11 protein-coding genes are annotated in these 15820 nt (G+C 45.4%); 2 read left to right on the forward strand and 9 right to left on the reverse strand.

Features of this window, described 5'->3' with window-relative positions:
* The first annotated feature begins 81 nt into the window (after positions 1-81).
* Positions 82-1293: a multifunctional CCA addition/repair protein gene (locus VIA_RS20025; RefSeq protein WP_004417362.1), complete on the forward strand. Its 1212-nt coding sequence runs from the start codon at positions 82-84 to the stop codon at positions 1291-1293.
* Between the two features lie 324 nt (positions 1294-1617).
* Here VIA_RS20025 and eno read toward each other — a convergent pair whose 3' ends face one another.
* The 5 genes from eno to rlmD all read right to left on the reverse strand — a co-directional run bounded on the left by eno (position 1618) and on the right by rlmD (position 9397).
* The gene (eno, locus tag VIA_RS20030; protein WP_004415590.1) at positions 1618-2916 is read right to left on the reverse strand and encodes a phosphopyruvate hydratase; all 1299 of its coding nucleotides are present in this window, start codon (positions 2914-2916) and stop codon (positions 1618-1620) included.
* A 77-nt stretch (positions 2917-2993) separates the two neighbouring features.
* On the reverse strand, positions 2994-4634 hold the full coding sequence (locus VIA_RS20035; RefSeq protein WP_004415591.1) for a CTP synthase: 1641 nt from the start codon (positions 4632-4634) through the stop codon (positions 2994-2996).
* A 148-nt stretch (positions 4635-4782) separates the two neighbouring features.
* Positions 4783-5595: a nucleoside triphosphate pyrophosphohydrolase gene (gene mazG / locus VIA_RS20040; RefSeq protein ID WP_004415592.1), complete on the reverse strand. Its 813-nt coding sequence runs from the start codon at positions 5593-5595 to the stop codon at positions 4783-4785.
* 189 nt (positions 5596-5784) lie between these two features.
* Positions 5785-8004: a GTP diphosphokinase gene (relA, locus tag VIA_RS20045; RefSeq protein WP_004415594.1), complete on the reverse strand. Its 2220-nt coding sequence runs from the start codon at positions 8002-8004 to the stop codon at positions 5785-5787.
* Positions 8005-8077: 73 nt separating this feature from the next.
* Positions 8078-9397, reverse strand: a complete 1320-nt coding sequence (rlmD, locus tag VIA_RS20050; RefSeq protein ID WP_004415595.1) for a 23S rRNA (uracil(1939)-C(5))-methyltransferase RlmD — start codon at positions 9395-9397, stop codon at positions 8078-8080.
* Positions 9398-9558: 161 nt separating this feature from the next.
* Here rlmD and barA point away from each other — a divergent pair, with 161 nt between their 5' ends.
* Complete coding sequence (gene barA, locus VIA_RS20055) at positions 9559-12348, forward strand: two-component sensor histidine kinase BarA (protein ID WP_004415597.1); 2790 nt, start codon at positions 9559-9561, stop codon at positions 12346-12348.
* A 3-nt stretch (positions 12349-12351) separates the two neighbouring features.
* Here barA and VIA_RS20060 read toward each other — a convergent pair whose 3' ends face one another.
* The 4 genes from VIA_RS20060 to acpS form a co-directional block, all read right to left on the reverse strand.
* Positions 12352-13554 carry a GGDEF domain-containing protein gene (locus VIA_RS20060; RefSeq protein WP_004417359.1) on the reverse strand — a complete coding sequence of 401 codons (1203 nt, stop codon included), beginning with the start codon at positions 13552-13554 and terminating at the stop codon, positions 12352-12354.
* Positions 13555-13582: 28 nt separating this feature from the next.
* Entirely contained in the window at positions 13583-13996 is a 414-nt protein-coding gene (locus VIA_RS20065) for a hypothetical protein (RefSeq protein ID WP_004415600.1), read from the reverse strand.
* Between the two features lie 8 nt (positions 13997-14004).
* On the reverse strand, positions 14005-15276 hold the full coding sequence (locus VIA_RS20070; protein WP_004415602.1) for a hypothetical protein: 1272 nt from the start codon (positions 15274-15276) through the stop codon (positions 14005-14007).
* A 158-nt stretch (positions 15277-15434) separates the two neighbouring features.
* Positions 15435-15815, reverse strand: a complete 381-nt coding sequence (gene acpS, locus VIA_RS20075) for a holo-ACP synthase (protein ID WP_004415604.1) — start codon at positions 15813-15815, stop codon at positions 15435-15437.
* Between the last annotated feature and the right edge of the window lie 5 nt (positions 15816-15820).

Here is a 15820-nt window from a genome sequence, read left to right on the forward strand (position 1 = left end):
GTCTCTGGGAATTCAGTGCTAAGAAAAGTACCATTGCTGGCACTATTAGCCAATGGCATTATCAAGAAAAGGGATGACTCGGTGCAAAGATACCTTGTCGGTGGTGCAGTCCGCGATCAACTGCTAAATATTAACGTCTACGACAAAGATTGGGTAGTGGTCGGTTCCACCCCTGAAGAGCTTTTAGAAAAAGGCTACACTGCTGTCGGAAAAGACTTTCCGGTATTTCTTCACCCGAAGACCAAACAAGAGCATGCACTTGCTCGAACAGAACGGAAAGTTGGCCAAGGTTATACTGGTTTTGAGTGCTACTTCGCGGCTGACGTTACCCTCGAAGAAGATCTGCTGCGTCGCGATCTGACGATCAACGCAATGGCGCAAGATTCTGATGGCAATATTGTCGATCCCTTCAATGGCCAGCAAGATCTACGCGATCGAGTATTGCGTCATGTCTCAGATGCTTTTACTGAAGATCCTTTACGCGTTCTGCGCGTTGCTCGCTTTGCCGCTAAGCTCAATCATTTAGGTTTTACCATTGCACCTGAAACCTTGAATTTGATGCGTGAGATCGCTAATTCAGGGGAGTTAAGCCACCTGACACCAGAGCGAGTTTGGCAGGAGTGGCATAAGTCTCTCTCAACCCAAAGTCCACAAATATTCTTAAAAGTGTTGCGAGACTGTGGTGCATTGCAGGTTGTGCTCCCTGAACTTGATGCTCTGTTTGGTGTACCTCAACCTGAAAAGTGGCATCCAGAAATCGATACGGGTATTCATACCCTGCTGGTTGCTGAACAAGCGGCTAGATTAAGTGACTCTCTGCCCGTGCGGTTTGCAGCTCAAGTGCATGACTTAGGCAAAGGCATTACACCAGAATCAGAATGGCCAAGTCATAAACTGCACTGCCACACTGGCGTTAAGCTGATCAAAACGCTGTGTGAACGAGTGCGGATTCCAAACGAGTTTCGCGATTTAGCTTTGATGGTGTGTGAACAACACTCCAACATCCATAGAGCTGCTGAGCTTCGCCCTGAGACCAAACTTAAAGTGCTGAATAAGTTCGATGTGTGGCGTAAACCGGAACGCTTACAAGATATTCTGCTGTGCTGTATGGCTGATAGCCGAGGCCGAACGGGTCATGAAGAGATTGACTACCCACAACGTGAAATATTTACCAACGCTTATCAGGCAGCTTTAGCGGTGAATGTACAAGACATCATCAAAGATGGCTTTAAAGGTGCAGATATCCGGGTTGAGATGGAAAAGCGTAGAGTTGAGGCTATTCGAGACGCCTAAGGAGATTCCCTACTCACTCCTTCGTCGCTCTATGGAATGACGAAACCAAGACTGTCATCGAATGAGTTGGGGATCTCTTAAAGCGAGCTGAATGCGTGAGGAGATTCCCTACTCTCTCCTTCGTCAGTCTATGAAATGACGAAACCAATACTGTCATCCTCAAGAGTGAGGAACGAATGAGTTGGGGATCTCTTAAAGCGAGTCGAACGCTTGAGGAGATTCCTTACTCGCTCATACTTCGCTCTAAGGAATGACAGATACAAAAACGCCTCCGAAATCGGAGGCGTTTTTTTAAAGCTTTAAGCTAATAATTCAAACTATGAATTATTGACCTTTAACTTCTTTAAGACCGTTGAAAGGAGCTTTAGCACCTAGAGCTTCTTCGATACGGATAAGTTGGTTGTACTTAGCAACACGATCAGAACGGCTCATAGAACCAGTTTTGATTTGACCTGCAGCTGTACCTACCGCTAGGTCAGCGATAGTTGCATCTTCAGTTTCGCCAGAACGGTGAGAGATTACTGCTGTGTAACCTGCGTCTTTAGCCATCTTGATTGCAGCTAGAGTCTCAGTTAGAGAACCGATTTGGTTGAACTTGATAAGGATAGAGTTAGCTACGCCTTTCTCGATACCTTCAGCAAGGATCTTAGTGTTAGTAACGAATAGATCGTCACCTACTAGTTGAAGCTTGTCACCTAGTAGTTCAGTTTGGTGCTTGAAGCCAGCCCAATCAGACTCGTCTAGACCGTCTTCGATAGAAACGATTGGGAATTGGTTAGCTAGCTCAGCTAGGTAGTGGTTGAACTCTTCAGAAGTGAAAGTTTTACCTTCGCCTTTCATGTTGTAGATGCCAGCTTCTTTGTCGAAGAACTCAGATGCAGCACAGTCCATAGCTAGAGTAACGTCTTTACCTAGTTCGTAACCAGCAGCAGCAACAGCTTCTGCGATAACTTCTAGAGCTTCAGCGTTAGACTTAAGGTTAGGAGCGAAACCACCTTCGTCACCAACTGCAGTGCTGTAGCCTTTAGACTTAAGAACTTTAGCTAGGTTGTGGAATACTTCAGCACCGATACGTAGACCTTCTTTAAGAGTCTTAGCACCAACTGGTTGGATCATGAACTCTTGGATGTCAACGTTGTTATCAGCGTGCTCACCACCGTTGATGATGTTCATCATTGGTAGAGGCATAGAGAACTGACCAGCAGTGCCGTTTAGTTCAGCAATGTGCTCGTATAAAGGCATGCCTTTAGCTGCTGCAGCAGCTTTAGCGTTTGCTAGAGAAACAGCTAGGATTGCGTTAGCACCGAACTTAGATTTGTTTTCAGTAGCGTCAAGGTCGATCATCACTGCGTCGATTGCAGCTTGATCTTTCGCGTCTTTACCAACTAGAGCTTCAGCGATTTCGCCGTTTACAGCTTCAACAGCTTTAAGAACACCTTTACCTAGGAAACGAGCTTTGTCGCCGTCACGTAGCTCAAGAGCTTCACGTGAACCAGTTGATGCGCCAGATGGAGCAGCAGCCATACCTACGAAACCGCCTTCTAGGTGTACTTCAGCTTCTACAGTTGGGTTACCACGTGAATCGATGATTTCACGACCTAGAACTTTAACGATCTTAGACATTGAATGTTTCCTTCTCGTTGAATATATAATGTCAAAATTAAGGGCAGCAGCACGACTAACGCTACTGCCCGTATCCTTTACTTCTCGAATTCGCCGCGTTGGTATTCACCAGCTGCTTTCACGAAGCCTGCAAATAGTGGGTGACCGTCGCGAGGAGTTGAAGTGAACTCTGGGTGGAACTGAGCCGCTACAAACCATGGGTGAGCTGGGTTCTCAATCACTTCTACCAGTTTCTTGTCTGCAGATAGACCTGATACTTTTAGGCCTGCTTTTTCGATCTGAGGACGAAGAACATTGTTCACTTCATAACGGTGACGGTGACGTTCGTGGATCGTCGCGCTACCGTATAGCTCACGAGCCTTAGTGCCTTTTTCTAGGTGACATAGCTGTGAACCAAGACGCATAGTACCACCTAGGTCAGAGGTTTCAGTACGTTCTTCAACTTTACCTTCACCATCAACCCACTCAGTGATTAGACCAACAACTGGGTACTTCGTCTCTTTGTTAAATTCTGTTGAGTGTGCACCTTCCATACCCGCAACGTTACGTGCGTATTCGATCAGTGCTACTTGCATACCTAGACAGATTCCTAGGTAAGGTACTTTGTTTTCACGAGCGAATTTTGCAGCAAGGATCTTACCTTCTACACCGCGATCGCCAAAACCACCAGGAACAAGAATTGCGTCAAGGCCAGCTAGTGCTTCATCACCTTTTGACTCAACGTCTTGAGAATCTACGTATTTGATCTTCACGCTTAGACGGTTCTTAAGACCTGCGTGTTTCAGTGCTTCGTTGACTGATTTGTAAGCGTCTGGCAGTTCAATGTACTTACCAACCATACCGATAGTTACTTCACCAGTTGGGTTCGCTTCTTCGTAGATTACTTGTTCCCACTCAGACAGGTTAGCTTCAGGAGCCGTAATGCCAAAGCGTGCACATACTAGGTCATCTAGACCTTGAGCTTTAATTAGTTGAGGAATCTTGTAGATTGAATCTACATCCTTCATTGAGATTACTGCTTTCTCTTGAACGTTACAGAACAGAGCAATCTTCTTACGCTCGTTTGCAGGGATCATGCGATCACTACGACAAACTAGGATGTCTGGTTGGATACCGATAGACAGCAGCTCTTTAACTGAGTGCTGGGTTGGCTTAGTTTTCACTTCGCCTGCTGCTGCTAGGTAAGGAACTAGTGTGAGGTGCATGAACATTGCGCGTTCACGGCCTAGTTCTACAGCAAGCTGACGAATCGCTTCCATAAATGGTAGAGATTCGATATCACCAACCGTACCACCAACTTCAACGATCGCAACGTCATGGCCTTCAGCGCCAGAAATTACACGATCTTTGATTGCGTTAGTGATGTGAGGGATAACCTGAATTGTTGCACCTAGGTAATCACCACGACGCTCTTTAGCGAGAACGTCTGAGTAAACACGACCTGCAGTGAAGTTGTTGCGCTTAGACATCTTGGTGCGAATGAAACGCTCATAGTGACCAAGGTCAAGGTCAGTTTCAGCGCCATCTTCTGTGACGAACACCTCACCGTGTTGAGTCGGGCTCATAGTGCCTGGGTCAACGTTAATGTAAGGGTCAAGCTTCATCATAGTCACTTTAAGACCACGAGCTTCTAGAATAGCCGCAAGAGATGCTGCTGCAATACCTTTACCTAGAGAGGATACAACCCCGCCAGTAACAAAAATGTAATTTGTCGTCATGTTTAACCTGAAATTGGTTGAATGAGGGAAAATGGATTTCTTCTGGACGGGATATAAATATACCAGAAGCCCTTTTCCGCTACAACGTGAAATCTATCACACTGCAATTTTTTATTTTTTGCTTCAAATCAAATTCGAGAGTGGCGAGTTAATCTCTTAACTCTTGGCTGACCTCTCGTGATTTTACTTCATCCCAGAAGCTATCTAACTGTTCTAGATTAAAATCAGTCAGTTGTTTTCCTTGCTCTGCCACTATCGCTTCAACCCCCTTAAAACGTCTGGAAAATTTTAAGTTGGCCTTTGCCAGTGCAACCTCCGGATCCTTACCCAAATGCCTCGCTAAATTTACGGTAGCAAAGAGTAAATCACCAAGTTCCAATTCGACTTTATTCTCATCGACTGAGACTTGCAGGGCCTCTTCCATCACTTCTTCGATTTCTTCTTGAACCTTGCCTACCACAGGCCCTAATGAATCCCAATCAAAACCAAACTTGGCACACTTTTTCTGTATTTTTGTAGCACGTGAAAGAGCAGGCAGTGAAGTTGGTACTGAGTCTAGAATACTTTGTTCCTGTTTGCCTACTTTGGCTTTCTCTTTGGCTTTTTCCGCTTCCCAATTAGCGTTTATTTGCTCGTCATTCTCAAATTCGGTATCAGAGAACACATGTGGATGGCGGCGAGTTAATTTTTCATTGACCGTCTCAACCACTTCGGAAAACTCAAACAGTCCTTGCTCTTTGGCCATTTGACTATAAAAGATCACCTGAAACAGCAAGTCACCCAGCTCTTCTTTAAGATTCGGCCAATCGCGATTCTGAATCGCATCCACCACCTCGTAAGTCTCTTCGATGGTATACGGCACAATCGTGTCAAAGCTTTGTTTGATATCCCAAGGACAACCATTCTCTGGGTCACGTAGCTTGGCCATGATCTGCTCTAACTGTTCAATTGGGTGACTCATATTCTCTGTTCCTTTAAACTTTTCTTTCTATCTAAAGAAAAAGGTGAGCGGCCAAAACCACTCACCTTTAATTATTATCTGTCATCCTCAAGAGTGAAGAATGAACAAATCTGGTATCTCTAACCGCTTTAAGAGATTCCCTATCGCGTTCGTCCCTCACTGTAGGGAATGACATTTATCTAGTGACTATCAACCAAGTCTTTTGACAGACATTACATCCTTGATTTGTTCTACACGCTTAGACACTCGGGTTAAGATCTCAACGTTAGTCACTTCCAAATCAAAGTCCATGATCGACATTTGTGTACGGTAGTCGACACGACTCTTCATACTGGTGACTTTGATTTTTTCATTGGAAAACAAGGTGGTAATGTCTTTTAGTAACCCACTACGCTCCATTGCTTCTACGCGCACCGTCAAAATGTATGAACCTACAAAACCGCTACCCCATACAGTATCAATGATACGCTCAGCAGCATGATGTCTTAGCTCTTCTAGCTGTTCACAATCAGCGCGGTGAACTGAGATACCTCGGCCTTGGGTAATATAACCTGCGATTTCATCACCTGGGATTGGCTGACAACAGCGCGCGAGGTGGGTCATTAGGTTATCGACACCCTCAACCACAACCGCATCTTTCTTCGGTCGGCTTTGTGCTGGTGCTTTATTACCTGCCTCTTTCAGCTTCTCTAACGCTTGTTGGTCTTCTTCTTCCGCGGTTGGCTTGTTTACCAAGGCATTGATGTGGTTAATGATCTGGTTAATGCGCAAATCACCACTACCAACACCCACGTAAAGCTCATCTGGCGTATTCATGTTGAAACGCTTAAGACCGTATTGCTCGGCGTCTTTTAACGTTGCACCAATCTTGGTTAGCTCTTGCTCTAAAATTTCACGACCGGCTTCTAAGTTTTTCTCGCGGCTTTGTGCACGGAACCAAGCGTTGATCTTTGCGCGAGCACGGCTTGACGTCACGAAGCCAGTCGATGGGTTCAACCAATCACGTGATGGGTTGGGCTCTTTGGCGGTAATGATCTCAACTTGATCGCCCATTGCCAGCTTATGAGTAAACGGAACAATGCGGCCCGCCACTTTGGCACCGATACAACGGTGACCAACCATCGAGTGGATATGGTAAGCGAAGTCGAGAGGCGTCGCGCCCATTGGCAGGTCAACAACATCGCCACGCGGAGTAAAGGCATAGACGCGATCATCAAACACCTGACTACGCAGTTCATCAAGCATTTCGCCTGAATCGGACATCTCTTCTTGCCAATCAAGCAGCTTACGTAGCCAAGTGATTTTCTCATCGTAGCCACTGCGGCCGCCGCCACCTTCCTTGTATTTCCAGTGTGCAGCAACACCGAGCTCCGAATCTTCGTGCATGTCTTTGGTACGAATTTGGATCTCAATGGTTTTGCCTTCAGGGCCTAAAATAACGGTGTGGATCGACTGGTAACCATTAGGTTTTGGATTGGCTACATAGTCATCAAACTCACTTGGTAAGTGCTTGTATTTCGTATGTACTGTGCCTAATGCGGCGTAACAATCTTGCAATTTATCAGCGATAATACGTACTGCTCGCACATCAAACAGCTCATCGAAAGCTAGGCCTTTTTTCTGCATTTTGCGCCAAATGCTGTAGATGTGCTTTGGACGACCACTCACTTCAGCATTGATAGAGGAAGCCTTCATTTCTGAGGTTAAGTCATCGACAAAGTCTTGGATGTATTGTTCACGTACAATACGGCGCTCAGAAAGCTGCTTAGCGATTTGCTTGTAGGTATCTGGTTGCTGGTAACGGAAGGCGTAATCTTCCATTTCCCACTTAAGCTGACCAATGCCGAGACGGTTAGCGAGTGGCGCGTAAATATTGGCACACTCTTTGGCTGCCGCTTCACGCACTTCTTCTGGCGCTTTTTTTACTTCAACAAGGTTGGCAATACGTTCCGCGAGCTTAATAACCACGCAGCGGAAGTCATCGACCATCGCCAGTAGCATGCGGCGGACATTATCAACTTGAGCTGACGCCGCGCCACCTTCCATAGTGACGTTTAATTGGCCAAGAGCGGCCATCTCTTCAACGCCATCAATCAGCTTAATGGTCTCTTTGCCAAAATCTTCTTCAAACTGTTCTCTGTCGTAGGCCCCGCTTGTCACCAATGGGAACAGCATCGCAGCCACCAGTGTCGCTTTATCCATTGAAAGCGTGATAAGAATTTCGATCATCTCACGGCCACGCCATAACAGCAGAGGCCCTTGCTCGTTGCCAGCTAAAATCGCTTCGCCACGCAAGTAAACTTCTTTAAGGCGTTTCGCCACTTTGGGTTCTTGCTCTAGACTCGCGATCCACTTATCTAGCTCAAACTGTTCGTCTTGATTTAAATGTGCGCTTCTTACCGCAACCATTATTTTCGTCCCGTTATTCTTTTTATGTTCGACCTGCTGCGCACTCGGTGTTCCATGTCCGCAGCAAGTTCGCTTAATCCTTTACAAATAGCGCCATTGATTCTAAATGACTGGTATGCGGAAACATATCGAGCATACCTAATTTTTGTAACTTATAGCCTTGATTGAGCAAGCTTTGTGAATCCCTTGCTAGGGTAGCAGGATTACATGACACGTACACAACTCTGGATGCCCCCAACTGAGAAATGTGTTCAATGATGCCACTTGCTCCAGCTCGTGCTGGGTCGAGGAGAATTTTATCAAATTTTTCCTGCGCCCAAAGCTGACCAGAGAAATCTTGCTCTAAGTTCGCCTGATGAAAAGCAGCATTGCTGATACCGTTCACTGTGGCATTGTCCTGGGCTTTATCGACCATGGCATCGACCCCCTCAACGCCAATCACCTGCTTCACTTTCTGCGCCATCGGCAAACTGAAGTTACCTAGGCCACAAAAGAGATCAAGCACACAGTCGTGCTCATCAAGCTCTAACCAGTCTAGCGCTTGCGCCACCATTGACTGATTTACCTTCTGATTGACCTGAATAAAATTATTTGGTTCAAAAGGAATCGTCACGCCCGCTTCGCTATAGTTGGCAGACTCACCCACAACACGGTTAAGTTGATCACTTTCCGGCATTAAGTAGAGCGTCGCGTTATGTTGTTTTGCCAACGTTTCAAGGCCCTGCTGTTCGCTCTCTTGCAACGCTTTCAAGTGGCGTAGAACAATCACCTTGGTGTTGTCCCCTTTCACTAACTCCACATGACCAAGGCTTTCTTGGTTGGAAAACTCACTCAGCAATTGATGTAGTGGTGCAAGCAAAGCATCAAGATCGCGATCCAATACTGGGCAGTGCGTCACTGTGACAATATCTTTGCTCTGTTTTTTACGAAAACCAAATTCTAACTGGCGAGTTTTCTTATTCAGTTTCAGGCTCACTCGCGCACGGCGGCGGTAGCCTTTTGAATCACCAACCACTGGTGCTTCTAATTTGATACGCTGACCAGCAAACTTACTCATGAGTTGGCCAAGCGTTTGTTGTTTGTGTTCTTGTTGAGGTTCTATAGCTAAATGCTGCATATTACAGCCTCCACACTCATGATAATGTGGACAAAATGGCTCAATTCGTTGCTCACTTGGCTTTTGAATTTTAATTAAACTCGCTCGGGCAAATTTACTTTTGCTTTCCGTCAACTGAGCTAGCACTTGCTCACCAGGTAATGCCCCTTCAATGAAGATCGGCTTTTTGTTTTGGTAAGCGATACCCGCACCATGGTGATCCAACTTCTCAATCGTCAAAGATTGATGCTTAGTATTAAGTTGAGTTTTCTTCTTTGGTTGGAAAAAACGCGCCATGCTATGTGCCTATTTTAATTGCTCGAATTACGGTTCAGGTTCCACCTTTTGTACCTGAATCATTGTCTGAGCCGACTGAGTTGATTATGCTTAGTATTTCGACGGCTTCTTTTATTTTGGAAGTTATTTTCCCATATCCACACCACGATGTTTAGACAATAATGACAAGATATGGCTTACGTGCCCGCGTTATTACACTTACCTTAGCGCCAACACTAATTATCGGACTGCTCCTGAGTGCTTTTTTCTCGTTCAATCGCTACCATGATCTTGAAAAGCAGGTAATGAACTCTGGACTCAGTATCATTGAGCCGTTGGCAATTGCCAGCGAAGAAGGCCTTAAAAATAATAGCCGAGAATCGGTTCGTCGTATCATCAGCTACGCACATCGTAAAAACTCCAAGTTTGTGCGGAGTATTGCCGTCTTCGACTATAATCACGAATTGTTTGTTACCTCGAACTTCCACCCTAACTTTGAGTTATTGACGTTCCCAAGAGATGAGCCAATTCCGCTTCTAGTGAGCTCAGTGCTGCAAGAAAATACCTTGATCTTACGTGCACCTGTCATCGCCGAGTCAGGATTGGTGGCAACAATCAAAGGTCAAAGCAACAATCCGGCCTTAGGTTACATTGCGGTAGAGCTGGATCTATCGTCACTGCGACTACAGCAATACCAAGAGATATTTTCCGCTTTCCTTGTGCTCCTCATCGGTTTAGGGCTATCGGCAGTCTTTGCTCATCGCTTAATGCATGATGTAACACGCCCAATTTCCCATATGAAAAACATGGTTGACCGAATTCGCCGAGGTCACTTGGATGTGCGAATTGAAGGCAAAATGCACGGCGAACTCGATTCTCTGAAAAATGGTATCAACTCGATGGCGGTCTCTCTGTCGGAGTACCATGTTGAGATGCAGCATAGTATCGACCAAGCCACCTCTGATTTACGTGAGACACTTGAGCAGCTCGAAATTCAAAACGTTGAGCTCGACATTGCCAAAAAACGCGCTCAAGAAGCCGCTCGAGTGAAGTCTGAATTCTTAGCGAATATGTCTCATGAGTTGCGTACACCACTCAATGGTGTGATTGGCTTTACCCGTCAGATGCTTAAAACCACCCTGACCAACAGCCAAACGGATTACCTCCAGACCATTGAAAACTCGGCCAACAATTTACTCAATATCATCAACGACATTCTCGACTTTTCTAAGCTAGAGGCCGGTAAGTTAGCACTAGAAAACATTCCGTTTGATTTCCAAGCCTCATTAGAAGAGGTGGTCAACCTACAAGCTACCAGCGCCCATGAGAAAGGACTCGAGCTTACGCTAAAAATTGATCCTAAGGTCCCAGCAGGCTTAGTGGGAGACCCACTGCGTATTCAGCAGGTTCTCACCAACCTAGTCGGCAACTCGATTAAATTTACTGAGCGCGGCAATATCGATATCAGTGTCGAGCTACGCTCGCAGAAAGAAGATTCGGTCGAGCTACAATTTATGGTCAGAGATACGGGTATTGGTATTTCCGAGCGTCAGCAATCTCAGCTCTTCCAAGCCTTTAGTCAGGCTGATGCTAGTATCTCACGTCGCTATGGCGGTACTGGCCTTGGTCTGGTTATCACCCAGAAGTTGGTCAGTCAGATGGGTGGGGAAATCAGCCTAACCAGTCGCCTCCACCAAGGTTCGACATTCTGGTTTACCCTGCGTCTATCTTCTACTGATATGCCAGTGAGTGATCTCATTGAAACGCAAGTTCTGCAACAGCGCTCTCTACTTCTCGTTGAGCCAAACATGCAAGCCGCGTCGGTTATTCAGCAGACCTTGGTACAAGAAGGCCTTATCGTTACTTATAGATCCTCTCTGCCTGATGAGTCAGAAAGCTACGACTATGTGCTGCTCAACTTATCACCAAATAGAGAGAACGATGTTGAAACGGTTCAAATATGGGTTGAGCATGCGATGAGGTGTGCTTCCCATGTGGTCGTCGGCACGCCAAGTACAGCGTTAGCGCTCTCTGATCACTTGATTCAGAAATATCATATCCACTGTATTACTAAGCCGCTGTCACGCAGAAGACTACTGCAAACCCTTGCGGCTAACCAAGAGAGTGTGCCGTTGCTTGAGCGCCCTTCTCCAAGCAACGAAACTCTACCGTTAACAGTTATGGCCGTGGACGATAACCCAGCAAACTTGAAACTGATTAGTGCACTGCTACACGAGAGGGTTGATAGCGTTGTGACTTGCACCAATGGTCTTGATGCAGTCAAACAAGCCGAAGTTCAACACTTCGATATTATCTTGATGGATATTCAGATGCCGCATATGGATGGTGTGACAGCTTGTAGCCAAATAAAACAAACCGAGCTGAACAGCAATACGCCTGTCATTGCGGTGACCGCTCACGCAATGAGTGGTGAACGCGACCGCTTATTGTCCGCGGGGATGGATGATTACCTCACCAAACCAATTGAAGAGCATGTACTGCAGCAAGTCTTGATGCACTGGAACCCGCACACGACCGAACAAGATTTAGAGAAGTTAGACTTGTCTAGTAGCGGTGTCGTGATTGAACATCATGAGGAAACCTCTGCTCAAGAGAGTCACTCTAATATGATCATTGATTGGCAAGCCGCACTTAAACAGTCCGCCAATAAGGAAGATCTTGCTCAAGATATGCTGCAAATGCTGGTTGACTATATTCCAGAGGTCAGCGCGATCGTAGAAGGCGCGCTGGAAGATGACCATTTTGATACTCAGCAGCTTATCCACCACGTACATAAACTGCATGGTAGCAGCTCATACTGTGGTGTTCCTCGCCTGAAGAATGTCTGTGCCACCATTGAAAAAGAGTTACGTTCTGGGGCAAGTATTGAAGATATCGAACCTGAGCTATTCGAGCTTCAAGACGAGATGGAAAAGGTTGTTGCAAGCGCACAACCCTACTTAGAAAAGTAGACACTATTGGAGCGTATCAGGCTGGTAGAAATGAAAGCTGTTTTTTTGTGACTGCTTGACTGAATACATGGCCTGATCCGCTTCGTGCACTAACTGCTCAATTTCAAACTGACACGAGGGAGCAATTGCAATACCAACACTGCATCCTACAGAGATTTCTTGTTGATTATAAAGAGACGGTTCGTTGGCAAATTGAATCACTTGGGTGGCAACATCTGCAAGCATAAGATCATCTTGCTGTTCTAAGACTAAATAAATAACAAACTCATCCCCACCAATTCTTCCAACCACACCTGGAAGATTATTCTTTGACAGTAACTTGGAAAATCGACGGGCGATTTGAACCAAAATCATATCCCCCGCTGCATGTCCGTAAGTATCATTAACTTGTTTGAATCCATCTAAATCAACCAGAATCAGAGCGATATATTGACTTGATTTGATCGCCCTTTGAACATACTTTTCACAACCTAGACGATTCTTCAATCCAGTGAGGATATCTTGCTCGGCAAGGTTGCGATAATACTGTTCCCAGTGTTCAATTTGAGCACGTAGTTCCCTTTCTCTTTCAATAGCTTGGCGTGAGCTTTCAATAAACGAATTGACACTATGAACCACCACTCCTAGCTCATTCTCTCGATTGGCTTGGTCAATAGCGATGGTTTCAACCTTTCCTGGCGTGATCGAGTATAAGGTTCGAGACAATAGGGTTAACGGTCTCCCGATAATTCTTTCAAAGACAATAATTAAAGCGACCACGGTAACTAAAAACTGAATCACAACAAACAATACCTGATTCAAGGCTTGCTCTAACGCTGAACTCTGTAGCGCTTGTTCATTGTTGTGGATATATAACGTTCCGATCAGTTCCCTATTTGATGGAGAATACAAGGGGTATTGGTTGGCGGTTTGCCAAAGGGTCTCTTCATCGAGCAAGGTGCGATTTGAAGAAAAAGAAACCCCATCCTTTCCGGTAATAAGAACCGCATCGATCTCTTTATGAAGTAATAACGCGGTAATCACTTCATTGGCAATCTCACTATTATTGACGTAGACCGCTATCGCCGCGGAGTTAGAGAGCGACAAGACAAGTTTGCGTTCAAGTTCGTTATGCCTTTGGTCTGCATTCTGAAGACCAATCGGGATCATCACGATAAGCACAATGCTTAAGTAACACAGCGCTAAAACGGATACGATTTTTAGCATCCTATTCGATAATGACCTCAATCTCGGCTTACTCATTAATCTCTAAAACCACCTTAATTCCTGAATCAATAGCAGGGCGCTCGGCGGTGTAACCGACCGCCTGAGGGTTTGCTAACAGCTTCTCAAATACGCGCGAATCAGACTCGACTTGCTCGGGTGCTCGCATGCTGCCAGAGAATTTAAGCTTGGCCCAATAGGCGTTCACTTGGCTCTCTCTCATCTGGGTTACGCTCATGAAAAATCGTCGTCTCACCTCACCCTTACGATCGATGACTTGGTTTATATATAGGCTATCTAATACTTTAGTACGTCCTAGATAAACATCCGCAATATCATCGACTTCAAATCGATTGATTTGACTTTGTTCACTGACAACAACAAACAACCCCGCAACTGAGTATGGAGTAAACAAGAGTAGTAGAAGGCTTAGATACGTTCTCATATCGCCTCCTAAAATATAAAGTTTAGATTTATGGAATAAACTTGTGCATCCCGCCCACTGCCTAACACAGAAGGATCCGATGCCCACAAACCATATCCAAACTCATTAATGTCAATGTAATCGACCTGAGCTTTCAGTGCTAACTGAGGAAGTACATCCCAACGAACGCCTAATGAATAGGTGCTTTGATCAATACGAACAGAATTGATACCAACATTGGCACCCGTCTGAAGTAGAGAAAATGCAGGGTTTACTGCCCCCCAATCTAAACGGCTAGAATAATAGGAGTAAGTAGGACTAAACTGCCCATACATGACATAAGGCGTAATGTTATCAAGGCTATAACCAACTAAGGCATAGCCTCCACGACCTTGGGGGATGGAAGATTTATCGGCGTCAATCTGAAACAATTCCGTTTGTATCGTCCACAGACCATCAAAATAAAGCATCGCCAGCTGATAATACTCAACAGTTTGATTATCAAGTGTCATCGCGTTATACGCTAGGGCCGCTTCCTCACTTACTCCCGGAATACCCAGCATTGAAAGCTGTTGTAGTTGACTTTGGAGTGCTTGAATTGATGCGCCTTGCTTAATCGATAGAGAGCCGACATTAGCGTATGAGGCTTGCCATTTCCAATTGCCTTGCATCACTTCAAAAGATGCACTTAAGACCTCTTTAAGCTCAGCAGTGTAGTCATCGTTTGTTTGCGGGATTTCTCCTCCCTGGTCGTTACTCCCATACTCAAATTTCAGTGACCAATTAAATGCAGGATTGTTGGATAAGTAACTCACCCCAACGCCATCAAGTGAGTCAAAGACAATACCACCATACAACTCTTGAGATGGCCGCACCCACAAGTGGCCATAATCGATATACCGACTGTCTGCCGCCGCATATGCGCTTACCCCGACCCTACCGACTAGGAAGTTCCAATGCTCGTTTGGCACATAGCGAATAAATGCCAACTCGGTTAGCTCATCGAGGTCGTGTTTAGTACTGTTGTCGAGTAACCATTGCGTGGTAAATGACCATTGATGATTAAAGCTACCATCTAGCTGTAGACCAAAATTAGAGTCGGTTAACCATGAACCATTGTCGTCAATGTCTGCAGTTTGAGTAATGTCGCGGCGATAGGCTAGTTGGTCTTCACCTTCATACGCATAACCTAATGTACCAAAGCCGGACACTGACCAATCGACAGCCATTGTATGAAAACTAAAGCCTAACAAGCTTACAGTCAGAGCCACTGTTACCACTATCGGTGGTTTTGTATCCATATTGAGTAATCCTTAGCAACAGAGCTGTAAGCACTAAACATGAGGTATTTTGCTAGTAATGTTTTTTCTAACCCTTATAAATTATTAGCAAAAAAATGCACTAAGGAGGGAATATGCTGAAAATAAAAAAGCGACCTAAGGTCGCTTTCATTTATCAGTTAGTTTTCGAGTATGACCGTTGCCATTGCATAATGCCGTTCATCGGAAATGGAGAGATGTATATTGGTCACCCCTCTCTGCTCGGCAAGCTCAAGTGCTTTATGGGACAAGCTCAACTTAGGTGCACCAAGCTCATCATTGACAACCGTAAAATCGTGGAAGGTGACGCCAAGCGCAATGCCTGTGCCCAGTGCTTTTGACGCGGCTTCTTTGGCGGCAAATCGTTTGGCTAAAAAACGTCCTTGCTGCTTCAAGCTAGAAAACGTCTCAAACTCAACGTCTGTTAAAATGCGCTTTGCAAATGCTTCACCAGATCGAGCAAGTGCCTTTTCGACTCGCTCAATCTCAGCAATGTCTGTTCCTAAACCGACAATCGCCATAACGT

Origin of the sequence: Vibrio orientalis CIP 102891 = ATCC 33934, from assembly GCF_000176235.1 — a bacterium.
In the GTDB taxonomy this organism is placed as follows: Bacteria; Pseudomonadota; Gammaproteobacteria; order Enterobacterales; family Vibrionaceae; genus Vibrio; species Vibrio orientalis.